This is a genomic window from Thioflexithrix psekupsensis, from assembly GCF_002149925.1.
Lineage (GTDB): Bacteria > Pseudomonadota > Gammaproteobacteria > Beggiatoales > Beggiatoaceae > Thioflexithrix > Thioflexithrix psekupsensis.
In genome coordinates this window covers 1-15434 of record NZ_MSLT01000006.1, presented here as the reverse complement: position 1 = coordinate 15434, position 15434 = coordinate 1, and the positions used below count along the sequence as shown (strand labels likewise).

14 protein-coding genes are annotated in these 15434 nt (G+C 43.2%); 13 read left to right on the top strand and 1 reads right to left on the bottom strand.

What is annotated here, in order from left to right:
• The first annotated feature begins 99 nt into the window (after positions 1-99).
• The 4 genes from TPSD3_RS01435 to TPSD3_RS01420 all read left to right on the top strand — a co-directional run bounded on the left by TPSD3_RS01435 (position 100) and on the right by TPSD3_RS01420 (position 5128).
• Complete coding sequence (locus TPSD3_RS01435) at positions 100-984, top strand: NAD(P)-dependent oxidoreductase (RefSeq protein WP_086486813.1); 885 nt, start codon at positions 100-102, stop codon at positions 982-984.
• 27 nt (positions 985-1011) lie between these two features.
• Entirely contained in the window at positions 1012-2196 is a 1185-nt protein-coding gene (gene bioF / locus TPSD3_RS01430) for an 8-amino-7-oxononanoate synthase (RefSeq protein WP_086486812.1), read from the top strand.
• Positions 2197-2290: 94 nt separating this feature from the next.
• Positions 2291-3949: a nitrogen fixation negative regulator NifL gene (nifL, locus tag TPSD3_RS01425; RefSeq protein ID WP_086486811.1), complete on the top strand. Its 1659-nt coding sequence runs from the start codon at positions 2291-2293 to the stop codon at positions 3947-3949.
• Positions 3950-4429: 480 nt separating this feature from the next.
• Entirely contained in the window at positions 4430-5128 is a 699-nt protein-coding gene (locus TPSD3_RS01420) for a GAF domain-containing protein (RefSeq protein WP_086486810.1), read from the top strand.
• A 25-nt stretch (positions 5129-5153) separates the two neighbouring features.
• Here TPSD3_RS01420 and TPSD3_RS01415 read toward each other — a convergent pair whose 3' ends face one another.
• Entirely contained in the window at positions 5154-6185 is a 1032-nt protein-coding gene (locus TPSD3_RS01415; protein ID WP_086486662.1) for an IS630 family transposase, read from the bottom strand.
• A gap of 52 nt (positions 6186-6237) precedes the next feature.
• On the opposite strand from TPSD3_RS01415, the gene TPSD3_RS01410 reads away from it, so the two are divergent.
• From TPSD3_RS01410 to ftsW, 9 genes are all read left to right on the top strand, one after another.
• Positions 6238-7134 carry a sigma 54-interacting transcriptional regulator gene (locus TPSD3_RS01410; RefSeq protein ID WP_086486809.1) on the top strand — a complete coding sequence of 299 codons (897 nt, stop codon included), beginning with the start codon at positions 6238-6240 and terminating at the stop codon, positions 7132-7134.
• Between the two features lie 131 nt (positions 7135-7265).
• A complete protein-coding gene (gene ribBA, locus TPSD3_RS01405) occupies positions 7266-8375 on the top strand; it encodes a bifunctional 3,4-dihydroxy-2-butanone-4-phosphate synthase/GTP cyclohydrolase II (RefSeq protein WP_086486808.1) in 1110 nt (369 codons plus the stop codon).
• Between the two features lie 58 nt (positions 8376-8433).
• The gene (ribH, locus tag TPSD3_RS01400; protein WP_086486807.1) at positions 8434-8904 is read left to right on the top strand and encodes a 6,7-dimethyl-8-ribityllumazine synthase; all 471 of its coding nucleotides are present in this window, start codon (positions 8434-8436) and stop codon (positions 8902-8904) included.
• 31 nt (positions 8905-8935) lie between these two features.
• A complete protein-coding gene (nusB, locus tag TPSD3_RS01395; RefSeq protein WP_086486806.1) occupies positions 8936-9394 on the top strand; it encodes a transcription antitermination factor NusB in 459 nt (152 codons plus the stop codon).
• Between the two features lie 25 nt (positions 9395-9419).
• A complete protein-coding gene (locus TPSD3_RS01390) occupies positions 9420-9659 on the top strand; it encodes a PP0621 family protein (RefSeq protein WP_086486805.1) in 240 nt (79 codons plus the stop codon).
• 402 nt (positions 9660-10061) lie between these two features.
• Positions 10062-10829: a type 2 periplasmic-binding domain-containing protein gene (locus TPSD3_RS01385; protein WP_086486804.1), complete on the top strand. Its 768-nt coding sequence runs from the start codon at positions 10062-10064 to the stop codon at positions 10827-10829.
• A 259-nt stretch (positions 10830-11088) separates the two neighbouring features.
• Positions 11089-13692 carry a response regulator gene (locus tag TPSD3_RS01380; RefSeq protein ID WP_086486803.1) on the top strand — a complete coding sequence of 868 codons (2604 nt, stop codon included), beginning with the start codon at positions 11089-11091 and terminating at the stop codon, positions 13690-13692.
• 50 nt (positions 13693-13742) lie between these two features.
• Entirely contained in the window at positions 13743-14291 is a 549-nt protein-coding gene (locus TPSD3_RS01375; RefSeq protein ID WP_086486802.1) for a Smr/MutS family protein, read from the top strand.
• A gap of 9 nt (positions 14292-14300) precedes the next feature.
• Positions 14301-15434 (top strand): putative lipid II flippase FtsW (gene ftsW, locus TPSD3_RS01370; RefSeq protein ID WP_140048456.1); only part of this gene is annotated, 1134 nt, incomplete at its 3' end.

Here is a 15434-nt window from a genome sequence, read left to right as displayed (position 1 = left end):
AAAATGAAATGGTTTACGTATCTTACCTCAATCTCCCAAATCGGTTACAATCACCTTGACTCACCTCAATACTCAAGCACCAGAAAAAAGGACTCCACCATGAACCCCACAGTCGCCTTTATCGGACTGGGCGTGATCGGCTTCCCCATCGCCGCACATCTCGCCCAACACGGCCATCACCTGCGCGTCTACAATCGCTCCCCCGCCAAATCCTACGCATGGCAACAATCTTATCCCGGCCAAGCCGTCACCGACATCGCCACCGCCGTATCGGGCGTTGATTTTGTCATCAGTTGCGTGGGCAACGATGCCGACTTGCGCCAGATCGGCTTAGGCCCCCACGGCATCTTTGCCCACATCAAACCCAATGCCATCTGGATCGACCACACCACCGCCTCCGCCGACATCGCCCAAGAATTCGCCCACACCGCACAACAACATCAAGCCCATTTCCTAGATGCCCCCGTATCAGGCGGTCAATCGGGCGCACAACAAGGCATACTCACCATCATGGTGGGCGGAGACGCGGCCATTTTTGCCCGCGCAGAAGCCATATTACGCCATTACGCCAAAGCCGTGACCCATATCGGTGCATCAGGCAGCGGACAATTGGCCAAAATGGTCAACCAAATCGCCATCGCAGGCCTATTACAAAGCCTATCCGAAGCCATCCATTTTGGACAACACGCGGGATTAGACATGTCCTTAGTCCTAGGGGTTCTGCGTCACGGCGCAGCCCAATCGTGGCAAATGGAACAGCGCGGCAACACCATGATCGCAGGGGAATTTGATTTTGGTTTTGCGGTCGATTGGATGCGTAAAGACTTGGGATTATGTTTAGCCGAAGCGCGCCGTAATGGAGCAAGCTTACCCGTCGCGGCCTTGGTAGACCAATTTTATGCCGAAGTGCAGCAACTGGGCGGCCACCGTTGGGACACCTCCAGCTTAATCGCACGTTTGTCCACGCCTCGCTCACGGGCTTAAAAGCGGGTTAATCGCAGAGAATGCCTCATGTCTTTACACGATTTTTTAAACGCCCAATTAGCCCAACGTCACCGCGATCAATTATATCGCCAACCCTGGCCGCATCATGGCAAACAACAACCTTTATTACGTCACCATGGACGTGATTATTTAAGTTTTTGCAGCAATGATTATTTAGGACTGGCCAGCGATTCGCGGTTAATAGACACATTACAGCACGCCAGTAAAGATTATGGCATAGGCAGTGGGGCTTCTCATTTGGTCAGTGGTCATCATCAAGCGCACCAAGAATTAGAAAGTGCATTAGCGAAATTTTTGGGACGGGAACGGGCTTTAGTCTTTTCCACAGGATACATGGCCAATATCGGCGTAATGACCGCATTAATGGGGCGCGAAGATGCCATTTTTGCCGATAAATTCAATCATGCCTCTTTAGTCGATGGCAGTTTATTATCTCGCGCCCAATCACAGCGTTACGCCCATCTTGATATGGCTGCATTAGCCAATTTATTAGCGCGCAGTGAAAAAAAACATCGTTTAATCATTAGCGATGGCGTATTTAGTATGGATGGGGATATTGCGCCTTTACCTGAATTGCTTCATTTAGCCCAACAATATGATGCGTGGTTGATGCTGGATGATGCGCATGGTTTAGGGGTTTTAGGAGAAACGGGGCGCGGCACAGAGGCTTATTTTAATGCGCTTAATTCCGTCCCTATTTTGGTGGGGACATTCAGTAAAGCCTTTGGTGGCATGGGGGCATTTGTCGCGGGAAGTGCGCTATTGATTGACTATATGATTCAAGCGGCGCGCAGTTATATTTACACCACGGCATTACCACCTGCATTAGCTGAGGTGAATCGTCACGCTTTACACCTCGCACAAACCGAATCTTGGCGACGTGAACACTTACATTTTCTCATTGATTATTTTCGTCAGCAGGCAAAAATATTAAATATTCCATTAATGCCTTCTATAACTCCCATTCAAGGGATTATTTTAGGCTCTGCCGAGCGGGCATTGACGGTGAGTCAAGCTTTATGGCAACGGGGTTTATTCGTCACGGCGATTCGGCCGCCGACCGTGCCACTTCATCGCGCACGTTTACGCATCACTTTCTCGGCGTTGCACCAAAAAGAACAAGTCGATCAATTACTCAGCGCATTAGCCGAATTATTGTCACCTTGTTTTATTTCCACTGACACCGCATGATGAGATAGAATAAGCGGTTTCTGATAAAAAAAACTTTTGTTTTTAACTCCCTAAAATTGACGCACTGACCCCTTGTCAACGAGCGAAGCACGCCATGACTGAACATTCCAATCCTCCTAAAAACCTACCCTTAGCCCAGCAGTTTACGCATTTAACCGCGGCGATAACGGCTTTATTAGCGCATCCGCCTCGTGATTTAGCCCCTGAAGTGTTAGCGGCGTTTCGTTTTGCGGCGCAACAAAAAAATCCGTTGTTGCCGCCTAATTTGTTTTATGAAGCAGTACAACAAGCGCAAGTGGCTATTTCGATTACGGATTTGCAAGCCAATATTTTATATGCCAATCCTGCTTTTGAGCGGGTGACGGGTTATCCTTTGGAGACGATGATGGGACTCAATGAGTCTTACTTATCCGATCACAAAACGCCTTCCATTGTTTATAAAACGCTGTGGGGACGTTTGTCACAAAAAAAACCATGGACAGGGATGTTGGTCAATCGTCGAGAAAATGGCGAACGCTATTTGGCTGAAGTCACGATTGCGCCCGTTCTCGATCCACAAGGGGAAACGGTTTATTATTTGGGAATGCACCGCGATGTCACAGAAGTTTATGATTTGGAACAGAAAGTTAAAAATCAAAAAGCCTTGATTGAATCGGTGGTCGATGCCGCGCCTGTGGTGATTGCTTTGTTAGATGAGAATCATCAAGTCATTCTTGATAATCAGGAGTATAAAAAATTACTGGGTGATTTACGTACCCGCGATCCTGCCGCGGTTTTTTTACAAGCAATTCAAGACGAATTGGGGGAGCGGTGGTTGAATTTGAAAAACAATGGGGGAAGTTTTGTAGACCGTGAAGTGCGTTTTGATCAAGGCGGAAAACGTTCGCCGCGTTGGTTTGTGTGTTCGGGGACTTGGTTTCGGGAGCGCGATCCGCGGGCGGATGCTTTTTTTGAATCGCGTAAACAGAGTTATTTTCTGCTGGTGGCCAAAGAAATCACCGATTTAAAACGCCAACAAGAAGAAATGAAAATGAATGTATTGCGCACGATGGTGGCCGAAGGTGAAGCCATTGAAAATATGCGCGAAACCTTGGCCGGTGCCATTCATCAATTCGCAGGGCCGTTGAACATGATCGCCGCGGCGGTGGGGATGTTAGAACGCCGCGCCGAGCATAAAGGGGAAGCCGATCCGTTGTGCGAGGCTTTGCAAAACGCGCTTAATTCGGCAGAAACGGCAATTGAAAATTTGCGGTTAAGTATTCCTGCGTTTACCGAAGAACCCGTGATGCCCGTTAATTTAAATGAGGTGTTGCGCGATGTATTAAGTATTTCAACGCAACGCTTGTTAGCGCAGGGGGTGATTGTGGATTGGGAGCCGGCCCCGGTGTTGCCTGCGGTGTTGGCGCGGGTAGGACGTTTTCGCAGTTTATTCAAGCACTTAGTCGATAACTCTATTGATGCCATGCGCGATGCAGGCACCAAAGCCCCCGAACTGACTATTCAAACCTTAGCCGTAGAGGATCGGGTTAGAGTTGTTGTACAAGACAACGGCCCCGGTATCCCCGAACATTTACATTTTCGGGTCTTTGAACCTTTTTTTACCACCAAAAGCAAAGCCAACCGCGGCGCAGGATTGGGATTGACGACGGCACAAGAGGTGGTTAATTTACATTCTGGCACGTTGCACATTGATCCCCATTATCATCAAGGATGTCGTTTTATTGTCGAGTTTCCTGTGGCATTAACTCGTTAGATGGTGTGTTAAGTCGTTAAATAAAAATATTCAGGTATTAAAAGCGTTCAGAATTTTCACATTTCTACCGCCCCCCTACCCCCCTCCTGCTAGGAGGGGGAAAGAAGAAAAGAAGAGATGAGGTTATCTTGTTGAATTTTAACCATAAAAATAACCTCTTTCTCCCCCTCCTAGCAGGAGGAGGGAAAGAAGAAAAGAAGAGATGAGGTTATCTTGTTGAATTTTAACCATAAAAATAACCTCTTTCCCCCCTCCTAGCAGGAGGGGGAAAGAAGAAAAGAAGAGATGAGGTTATCTTGTTGAATTTTAACCATAAAAATAACCTCTTTCTCCCCCTCCTAGCAGGAGGGGGCTGGGGGGCGGTAGAAATATTGATATGCCAGATTATTTTCCTTTAGGTACTTATTACAATAAGAATTAAAGCAATTTTGGACAAAATTCTTTTCACAACATTTTGCACATTTTTAAGGAAGCGTTAATGTGTCTGCTCATAATGTATCGCTGGATCGTTTTCACCTGATTGAAGCAGAATTAGAAGCTCTGTTTCAAGTGGGGAAAGTTTTGGGGCGTTCTCTTGATTTACAAGAAACACTACAAGAAGTTTTAAAAGTTTTACACGAACGTACAGGAATGCAATACGGTGTGGTGACTTTGCGGGATGAACAAGGCATATTATTTGTCAATGCGGTGTATGCGGGTGACAAGGAAGAACCGCCTAAATTTAGCTATCGTCCCGGTGAGGGAATTATTGGCTCGGTCATGGAAACGAAAAAAACCTTGATTGTACCACGAGCAGGAGACGATGCGCGCTTTTTGGATCGATTGGGTTTATATGAGCGGCGTTTGCCATTTATTGGCGTGCCAATTTATGTGAATCAAGATGTCGAAGGCGTATTAGCCGCACAACCCCATTCTTCACAAAGCGAATTGTTGGATGAACGCGCTCGTTTTATGGAAATGGTAGCGCAATTGATCGCGCAAAGTGTGCGTTTGGCCAATGAAATCGAAAAAGAGCGTCAGGATTTAACCGATGAACGCGACCGTTTGCAACGAACTATTCGTTTAAATTACGGTTTTGACAATATTGTGGGGCATTCTAAGGCAATGCAGCGCGTATTTGAAATGGTGCGGCAGGTGGCGAAATGGAACACCACTATACCAAAATTATGTGAGATATAAAAACAAATTAAGTTCTAATATCTAGCTAGATATTAGGTATAAGATACTGTTTAATTTTATTAAACTTAAACACTTTACCTGACAAAAAGGTCTCAAACATACTAGTGACTTCTTTAAAGCTTGATAGACGATGAAAATTCTTTCTGACCCAATTCTTACCTTGAAGCCAAATATCCTCGACTGGATTTTGCTCTGGGGCATTGGGCGCAAATCTTAATAAACGAACTTTCCATTCTGATTCTGGAAGTCCCCCATTTAATTTCTCTAAATAAGTTCTTAAACCTTCAGAACGATGATAACTTGCACCATCCCAAATAATCACATGACGGGCTTCTTTATATCTGTAAATGAGCCAGTTAATAAAGTCTATCGTATATTTTGTATCAGCTTTCTTTGCCCTATCTAAAATAAATTCTCCCGTATAAATATTCACCGCTCCATACCACGTTTGAGAAGTGCGATAATTACTCATCTTTATTGACGTTCTTTCTCCTTTTTTCGACCAAACATAACCACAAATATCTCCCCACAACTGATGGCTTTCGTCTTGCATCCAGTACATTACCTCTCCACTTTCTATCTGTTCACGCTCCTTATCTATTAAATCCTTAATCTCTTTTTTTTTAGCTTCTACTTTTACCTCATCTTTTGCCGAATTCTCTTTGTGTGTCTTCTTATAACTTAAATTCGCTTCTTCTAATAATTTAGTATAAGAAGTATTTGAAGAATAGAAAACATCATACTCCTCTTTTAAGTATCTCTTTAGTTCCTCTATTGTTATTGTCTTCTTTTCTTGTATCCAATTAATCACATCTTCTCGTTCACGCGGCTTTAAATACCCTGGCGAGCCTTTATACGCTAACTTTAATCCTTCCACCCCTGACGCTAAATAAATGGCTTTCCATTTATCCACAAATTGCACACTGACACAACACGCTAAAGCCGCTTCCGCACGCACAAAACCAAGCAAAGACATTCTTACTGCCATCGCTCGCTTCACTTCTCTCGCTTCACCTGTTGACATTAACTCTTCTAAATCTTCATATCTCTTGTTCATTATTCTCTCCTATTTAAAAAGTATTATTATACGACTCTGAAAAAATTGGTATATTTTAATTCGCGGTGAGTCAGGAACGGGGAAAGAATTAATTGCCAATGCCATTCATTATAATTCGCCGCGCCATCATGCGAATTTTATTAAAGTGAATTGTGCAGCATTACCAGAAAGTTTATTAGAATCTGAGTTATTTGGTCATGAGAAAGGCGCGTTTAGTGGTGCAGTCGCACAGCGTAAAGGTTTGTTTGAACGGGCGAATCGTGGCACTTTATTTTTAGACGAAATTGGCGAAATTTCTCCCAGTTTTCAAGCCAAATTATTGCGGGTGTTGCAAGAGGGCGAATTTGAGCGCGTCGGTGGCACGAAAACGTTAAAAGTCGATGTGCGCATTATCACAGCCACTCATGTGGATTTGGAAGGCGCAGTGGAAGCGGGACACTTTCGAGAGGATTTATATTATCGCTTGAATGTGATGCCGATTAAATTACCGCCTTTATGTGAACGCTTGGAAGATGTTCCCGAATTGGCGCGATTCTTAATTAAGAAAATTGAGAAAATGCAAGATCGCAAATTGGATTTAACCGACAGTGCCATTCGTTTATTAATGCGTCATGATTGGCCAGGGAATGTGCGGGAATTGGCGAATTGTTTAGAACGCGCTGCCATTATGTCGGGCAATGGAATCATTGATGATGAAGCGATTAGTTTGGGCGTTTCGGGTTTTGAGAAACGCACCAGCGTAGCCGATACCTTCGAGCCATCTCGTGCCAGCAGACAAGACAACTTGGTGGATTTAAACGACGATTCACTGAATGAACGTGACCGCGTCATTGCGGCGTTGGAACAAGCGGGCTGGGTGCAGGCCAAAGCGGCGCGTTTACTGAATATGACTCCGCGCCAAATCGCTTATCGTATTCAAACCTTAAATATTAAGGTGAAGAATATTTGATCATGGCGCAGGCTTCAGTCGGTTGGGACGCTCGGGACGCAATGATCGCCGTGCTTTTTTTTTGCATCCATGACTTGCAGCTTTATGCACATCACGATAGGCTTTGCAATTTTTGTGTAGGATTTTGGGATATGGCTTTAAACCGCATTGAAGAACTGATTGAAGACATCCGTCAAGGCAAAATGGTGGTGTTGATGGATGACGAAGACCGCGAAAATGAAGGCGATTTGGTTATGGCCGCCGTTAAAGTCAGACCTGAAGATATTAATTTTATGGCGCGTTATGGTCGCGGTTTGATTTGTCTCACACTTACACCAGAACATTGTCGGCAATTACAATTACCTCTAATGGTCAGTGATAATCAAGCCGCTTATGCCACCAATTTTACGGTGTCTATTGAGGCGGCGAGAGGCGTGACCACGGGAATTTCTGCCGCGGATCGGGCAACGACGATTCAGGCTGCTGTGGCGGAAAATGCCAAGCCGTCGGATTTGGTGCAACCGGGGCATGTATTTCCTTTGATGGCGCAACCGGGTGGTGTTTTACGTCGGGCGGGGCATACCGAGGCGGGTTGTGATTTGGCGCGGTTGGCGGGTTTGCCGCCAGCGGGCGTGTTGGTAGAAATTCTTAACGAAGATGGCAGTATGGCGCGCCGTCCTGATTTGGAACAGTTTGCGGCGGTGCATCAGTTGAAAATCGGCACAATCGCCGATCTGATCCGTTTTCGCGTGGAAAATGAAAAAGCTGTGAAACGAGTTGGCCAATGTCAAATGCCCACAGAACACGGAGAATTTACCTTATTCGCTTATCAAGATGTGATTGATGAAACCGTCCATTTTGCGTTGGTGATGGGTGAGCATGTGTTTGATGATGAGGTGTTGGTGCGGGTGCATATTAGTAATGTATTATGTGATTTGACCAGTAGCACTCGTGAAGAATGCGGCTGGCCTTTACAAAATGCACTACAACGCATCGCCCAAGAAGGACGTGGTATCGTCTTGATTTTACAGCAACCACAAAGCAGTGAACAAGTGATCCGCATGATTCAGCATTATTCCCGACGCGATCACGGTGTAGAACTTCCTGCCACGCCGTCTACCACGGATTTACGCACCTATGGCTTGGGCGCGCAAATTTTGCTGGATTTGGGCGTGAAGAAAATGCGCATTCTCAGTGCGCCTAAAAAGATACATGCCATTTCGGGTTTTGGTTTAGAAGTGGTTGATTATGTCACGCATTAATGGTGATTTTTCCGTTTTTATCGATTTAACATTTTTATAGAGAAAATAAGAGCTTTTTATGTACCATTCTATTGAAGGTCTTTTAACTCCTTGTGAGGGGCAATTTGCGATTGTTATTTCGCGTTTTAACAGTTTTATTACGGAAAGTTTATTGGCAGGCGCATTAGATACGCTGAAACGCCACGGCGTGGCTGATTCTTCGGTGACGCTGGTGCGCGTACCGGGCGCGTATGAAATGCCTTTAATTGCACAACGCTTGGCCACTTCTAAACGTTATGATGCTATTATTGCATTAGGGGCTGTGATTCGCGGTGGCACGCCTCATTTTGAATATGTCGCAGGTGAATGTGCTAAAGGATTGGCACAAGTGTCTTTACAGTATGATTTACCCGTTATTTTTGGCGTGCTGACGGTCGATTCCATTGAACAAGCCATTGAGCGCGCTGGCACTAAAGCGGGTAATAAAGGCGCAGATGCGGCTTTATCGGCATTAGAAATGGTCAATTTACTGCGTCAATTGGGACAATAACTGCGTAATTCGCACTGACGAGGTTTTCATTATGGCAGACCTTCATCCGCTTGTTGGGGTGAGCGAACAGGCTCGCGTTGTGGTGCCGCAGGCGCGTACTTATGCCCGTGAACGGGCGTTGCAGGCTCTGTATCAATGGAGTTTGGCGGGACATGACATCAAGACCATCGAAGAACAATTTTTGGCTGAACAACCGATGGAGCGAGTGGATGTGGATTATTTTCTTTTGTTACTACACGGCGTTCCTGCGCACATTGGCGAGTTAGATCAGGAAATTTCTCCGTTGTTAGATCGAAAAATAAGCCAATTAGACCCGATTGAACACAGTATTTTACGCATGGGTTGTTACGAATTGAAGTATCAAAAAGAAGTCCCTTGGCGCACGGTGATTGATGAGGGTGTGAAATTGGCGAAAAAATTTGGCGCAGCCGACGAAAGTTATAAATACGTCAATGGCGTATTAGACAAGTTAGCGAGAAAACAGTTATAACGTCACATGATTGGGATAATAAAATATGTTTTTTCGTTGGATAGTATTAGCGATAATTCTGTGGTTGACGTGGCATGTGGCGCGTCGTTTATGGCGCGAGCATCAAAAACGTGAATTGCAGGCGCAACAACCCACCGAATTATCCACTCAAAAAATGTTACGCTGCCCGCAATGTGGCGTGCATTTTCCTGAGCAAGAGGGTGTGAAATCAGGCGAGACGGTTTTCTGCTCTACGCGGTGTGCGCGAGAGCATGTTAAATCGTAACCTCTTGTTTTATCATAGATAGTTTGTCAGAATCAGAATTTACAGACACAAGAATTTTCAAAATTGATTCTTGCACGTCGTTTATTTTTAGTAAGTCGTTAAATAAAAATATTAAGGTATTAAAAGCGTTCAGAATTTTCACATTTCTACCGCCCCCCTACCCCCCTCCTGCTAGGAGGGGGGAAAGAAGAAAAGAAGAGATGAGGTTATCTTGTTAAATTTTAACCATAAAAATAACCTCTTTCTCCCCCTCCTAGCAGGAGGGGGCTGGGGGGCGGTAGAAATGTTGATATGCCAGATTATTTTCTTTTAGGTACTTAAATTTTTTATTCTTTAATTCTGAAAATCTTAAAATTCTGTAAATTCTGATTCTGACAATTAAAAAAAAGGAGGAATTTAATCATGTCATTTGCCCATATTGGCCTATTTTTAGTGGCAATTATTTTTTGTCAAACTTCCTTGTTATTTGCTGAAGAAAAACCCGCCGCGCCTTTAATTTTCCACACCAATCATTACCCTTTATTGAATAACGAAGAACAGACGGGCTTTTTAGATCGTCTGACGCAAGAGATATTGCGGAGAAATGGCTTTACGGTGGACATTAGTTTTTTACCGACAGAACGGGCATTTATTAATTTAAATCAGAATTTAGCCGATGGGAATGTGGCGAAAATTGCAGGATTAACGCAGCTTTATCCGAATACTAGACAAGTACCAGGTGCGATGATAGAAATGGACTTTGTGGCTTTTACTTTGCAGCCAGAGCCTGATGTAAAAAATTGGCAAGATTTGTATCGCTATCGGGTGGGTATTGTGACGGGCATGAAAATTATAGAAAGCAATTTGAAAGAGCATCCCAATTTAACTCGCGTGACATTACCGTTGCAATTATTTCAATTATTAACTGCGGATCGGGTGGATTATGTGGTTTTTACGTATTGGAATGGTTTATCGTATGCGCATCGTTTGCAATTGCAAGATCGGATACACGTGGCGAGTCCACCTTTAACGGTGCAAGAAATGTTTTTATATGTGAATCATACGCGAGAGGAATTAGTGCCGAAATTAGCCGACACTTTAGCCGAAATAAAAGCGGATGGTACGTATCAGCGTTTATTTGAAGAATTATTGTTGCCTTTGCAAAAACAATTTGAACATTCTGAACACTAATTAAATAAGTCGTTAAATAAAAATATTCAGGTATTAAAAGCGTTCAGAATTTTCACATTTCTACCGCCCCCCTACCCCCTCCTGCTAGGAGGGGGAAAGAAGAAAAGAAGAGATGAGGTTATCTTGTTAAATTTTAACCCTAAAAATAACCTCTTTCTCCCCCTCCTAGCAGGAGGGGGCTGGGGGGCGGTAGAAATATTGATATGCCAGATTATTTTCCTTTAGGTACTTACTAACCCCTGCAATTTTAATAAAAAAAATGTTTAACTCAATTCGTTTTCATCCGCGAAGCGTCGCTGCGCACGTGACGGTTTACATATTGTCTTTAGGTGTGGTGGCGATGATGTTGCTGACCAGTGTGCAATTATATTTTGATTATCGCCATCAATTAACGCGATTAGAGCAGGGATTAGCGCAGATTGAAAGCAGTTTTTTAGCGGGAATTGTCAATAGTTTATGGGCTTATGATCAAACACAATTAGAATTGCAATTAGCGGGTTTATTGCATTTACCGCATATTGAAAAAGTGGCTATTATTTCTGACACACAAGCGGCCAGTCAAGGCAGTTTACAATCACAACATGTTCGTTCTCATTACCTGCCTTTAATTCACCAACAAAATCAAAAAGACATTGAGTTAGGTCAATTGGAAATTATCATTGGATTAGATGATATTTACCAAAGTATTTTAAAAGAGGCGCAACGTTTATTATTGACCAATTTGATTATTGTGGTGTTAATTATTATTTTTATTTTGTCTTTAATTCGTCGCCTCATTGGTCATCCTTTGAATCATATTATGCGTTATATGGATGAATTGGATGTAGGGAAATTGAATCAAGCCTTAACATTACCTGCGCCTTATGAAGTGGCATTACCCGAATTAAAACAAAATGAATTAGAGCGCGTGGCCACGGCCATTAATCGAATGCGTTTAAATTTATTACATTCCTATCAAATGATTAGGGAAAGTGAAAATTATAATCGTACTTTAATTGAAGAATCGCCCATTGGTTTAGTCTTGAGTCAACCAGATGGGAAAATTATAGATACTAATTTGGCTTATGCTTTAATTATTGGGCGCACGATTGCAGAAACGTTAATGTTGAATGAAAAAGAATTAACGCCTTCTGATTATGTCGAAACGGATCGCATTCAACGGCGATTATTAGAAAAAAATGGGCGTTATGGCCCTTATCAAAAAGTATTGTTACGTAAGAGTGGGGAGCGTGTTCCCGTGCGTTTATCGGGCTTGCTGATTAAGAAAAATCAACAAAATTTAATTTGGTCTTCAGTAGAAGACATTACCGAGCAGAAACGCGCTGAGGAAACGCTACAACAAGCCCGCATTGCCGCAGAAGAAGCCAGTTTAGCCAAAAGCCAATTTATGGCAAATATGAGTCATGAATTGCGCACGCCATTAAATGCGATTATTGGCTATAGCGAAATTTTACAAGATGAATTAGGCGATACACAACCTGAATTATTACCTGATGTTGAGCGCGTTTTATTTGCAGGCACGCATTTGTTGAGATTAATTAGCGATATTCTGGATATTGCTAAAATTCAGTCGGGACGAATGGAATTGCATTATGAAGATTTCTCAGTGGCTGAATTAATTTGGGCTATCACGGCTAATTTGCAGCCTTTGTTTAAGGAACGAAATAATTATTTAATTTTAAGAACGGCTAATGCACCTGTAACCATGTGTGCAGATGTGAATAAAGTGCGGCAGATTTTATTGAATATGATTAACAATGCCAATAAATTCAGCGAAAACAGTAAAGTGACATTGCGCATTTGGCAGCATCATATTAATGATTCTCAATGGGTTTCTTTCCAAGTTCAAGATAAGGGTATTGGAATGGATGCGCGGCAATTAAATCGTTTATTTACGCCTTTTACCCAAGCCGATGGCTCAATGACACGGCGTTATGGTGGCACGGGATTAGGGTTGGCCATTGCGCATAGCTTTGTGGAAATGATGCGCGGTACTATTACTGTATACAGTGAATTGGGAAAAGGCAGTTTATTTACGGTGACTTTACCTTTACAAGCCAGCACCCATTCGGTTCATCCTAAAGTCATTTCTCCCGATCAGTTAAATAAAAATCAATTAATTTTGGTAATTGATGATGATCCTGCGACACAAGAATTATTAGCGGGTTGTTTAAAAAAATTAGGTTATCAAGTGGCATTAGCGAGCAGCGGTGAGCAAGGATTAATTCTGGCACGTCATTTAAAACCGCGTGTTATTACGCTGGATATTATGATGCCTGATTTGGATGGTTGGGGGGTGTTATCTCGCTTAAAAGCTGATGCAGAATTAAGTGATATTCCTGTGATTATTTTAAGTATCGTTGAAGATCGCAATCACGGTTATAATTTGGGGGCTTCTGAATATTTGACTAAACCTGTTAATCGAGATCAATTACAACAAGTTTTAAAAAAATATCAATTAGAACAGCAATTGTATGTGATGGTGATTGAAGATGATAATGCCACCCGTGATATGTTGGTACAGATGTTAGAGCGGGCAGGTTGGCATGTGAATTTGGCGCGTAATGGACGTGAAGCTTTACGTGAATTGTCTCAATTGCAAAATTTGCCTGATTTAATTTTATTAGATTTAATGATGCCTGAAATGGACGGTTTTGAATTCACGCAACATTTGCGTAATAACCCACAATGGCGATCTATTCCTTTGGTGGTTTTAACGGCTAAAGATTTGACGATTGAAGATCGCGCCCAATTGCATGGACAAGTGGAAATGATTTTTCAAAAAGGCAGTTATTCGCGGGAGCAATTGTTAGCTAGAATACACAATTTAATGAGCGCGACTAATGTACTTTCTCGTTCTTAATTTTTCTGTTAAAATTGCGCTAAGATTATGTTTATTGAGATATAAATGTTTTGTCTAAGCGTAAAAAATCTCACTTGATTCGTCCTGAAGATCAGGCTTTATTTCGCCAAGCGGTGCAAGACGTGACTCCGCTGCATACGGATCGCTTGCCTTTATCCGCGCCCAAACCCAAACCCATCGCCCGCCAACGCCAATTAGATGAGCAGCAAGTCATTCATGACATGTTGTCAGAGCATTATGACCCGTCGCAGTGGGAGACGGGGGAGGAGTTGTTGTTTATGCGGCCAGGGGTTCAGCATTCTGTTTTACAAAAACTACGCCGTGGGCAATACAGTATTCATGCTGAATTGGATTTGCACGGTATGGTGGTGTCTGTCGCACGGGTGTCGGTGGGCGAATTTCTGCACGAATGTCGAGCGCGTGGAGTTCGTTGTGCGCGGATTATTCATGGCAAGGGGTATGGTTCTTGGCAGCGTAAACCTGTATTAAAAGCCAAATTAAACAAGTGGTTACAACAACGCGATGAAGTCATGGCCTTTTGTTCCGCCCGCCAAGTCGATGGGGGAACAGGGGCTATTTATGTTTTATTGAAAACTTAATTAAATACCATGTCTGATTCTCGTGTGATTTATTCTGAAATAAGCCGATTTGATTTTTTATTAGGATTGGTTATTGCTGGCTTAATGTTGTTGGGATTGGTGATGGTGGCTTCGGCTTCAATGGACTTAGCTGCACAGCGAATGCAACAGCCTTTTTATTATTTTTTGCGACAATTGGCTTTTGCGGGAATGGGCGTGGGAATGGGCGCGTTTATTTTTCTGATTCCAATGGCGATATGGCAGCGATTGAGTGTGGCTTTATTGTTATTAGGAATGGGATTATTAATTTTGGTATTAATCCCAGGATTAGGACATGAGGTGAATGGCAGTTTACGCTGGTTGAAATGGGGTTATTTCCAGTGGCAACCTTCGGAATTGGTGAAATTATTTTTAATCTTATATCTTGCAGGTTATTTAGTGCGGCGCAGTATGCAAATTCGCACGGAATGGCGCGGCTTAATGAATGCGTTATTTGTGGTGATTATTGTTGCGGGATTAATTTTATTACAACCTGATTATGGGACGGCGGTGGTTTTATTTGTCACGGTCATGGGAATGTTGTTTTTAGCGGGCGTGCCAATGCGGCAATTTTTGCTGTCTTTGGGACTGGTGTCAGTGGCTTTATCGGCGTTGGTGTGGTTGGCACCGTATCGTATGGCGCGCTTGACGGCATTTCTCGATCCGTGGGCAGACCCTTTTAATAGCGGTTTTCAATTGACGCAAGCCTTAATTGCGATTGGGCGCGGAGAATGGTTTGGCGTGGGTTTGGGTAATAGTGTGCAGAAATTAACTTATTTACCTGAGGCTCATACGGATTTTTTATTTGCGATTTTAGCCGAAGAATTAGGTTTATTTGGCGTGATTATTGTTATTGCGGGCTTTGCTTTTTTGGTATTGCGTACGTTTTGGATTGCGATTCAAACGGAGCGATTGGGACATTATTATTCGGCTTATGTGTGTTATGGTATTGGTTTATTATTGGGTTTGCAAGTGAGTATTAATTTAGGTGTCAATATGGGTTTATTGCCGACGAAAGGATTAACCTTACCGTTAATGAGTTATGGTGGCTCTAGTTTGGTCACGGTTTGTTTTTTATTAGCGGTGTTATTGCGGGTGGATTTCGAGACACGTCAACATTTAATT

What these genes read in the sequence shown, in the direction of transcription:
- TPSD3_RS01385 (WP_086486804.1), top strand. Translation starts at nt 10,062, where the DNA reads ATGTCATTTGCCCATATTGGCCTATTTTTAGTGGCAATTATTTTTTGT.
- nusB (WP_086486806.1), top strand. Translation starts at nt 8,936, where the DNA reads ATGGCAGACCTTCATCCGCTTGTTGGGGTGAGCGAACAGGCTCGCGTT.
- TPSD3_RS01415 (WP_086486662.1), bottom strand. Translation starts at nt 6,185, where the DNA reads ATGAACAAGAGATATGAAGATTTAGAAGAGTTAATGTCAACAGGTGAA.
- TPSD3_RS01390 (WP_086486805.1), top strand. Translation starts at nt 9,420, where the DNA reads ATGTTTTTTCGTTGGATAGTATTAGCGATAATTCTGTGGTTGACGTGG.
- ribBA (WP_086486808.1), top strand. Translation starts at nt 7,266, where the DNA reads ATGGCTTTAAACCGCATTGAAGAACTGATTGAAGACATCCGTCAAGGC.
- TPSD3_RS01380 (WP_086486803.1), top strand. Translation starts at nt 11,089, where the DNA reads ATGTTTAACTCAATTCGTTTTCATCCGCGAAGCGTCGCTGCGCACGTG.
- nifL (WP_086486811.1), top strand. Translation starts at nt 2,291, where the DNA reads ATGACTGAACATTCCAATCCTCCTAAAAACCTACCCTTAGCCCAGCAG.
- ribH (WP_086486807.1), top strand. Translation starts at nt 8,434, where the DNA reads ATGTACCATTCTATTGAAGGTCTTTTAACTCCTTGTGAGGGGCAATTT.
- bioF (WP_086486812.1), top strand. Translation starts at nt 1,012, where the DNA reads ATGTCTTTACACGATTTTTTAAACGCCCAATTAGCCCAACGTCACCGC.
- TPSD3_RS01435 (WP_086486813.1), top strand. Translation starts at nt 100, where the DNA reads ATGAACCCCACAGTCGCCTTTATCGGACTGGGCGTGATCGGCTTCCCC.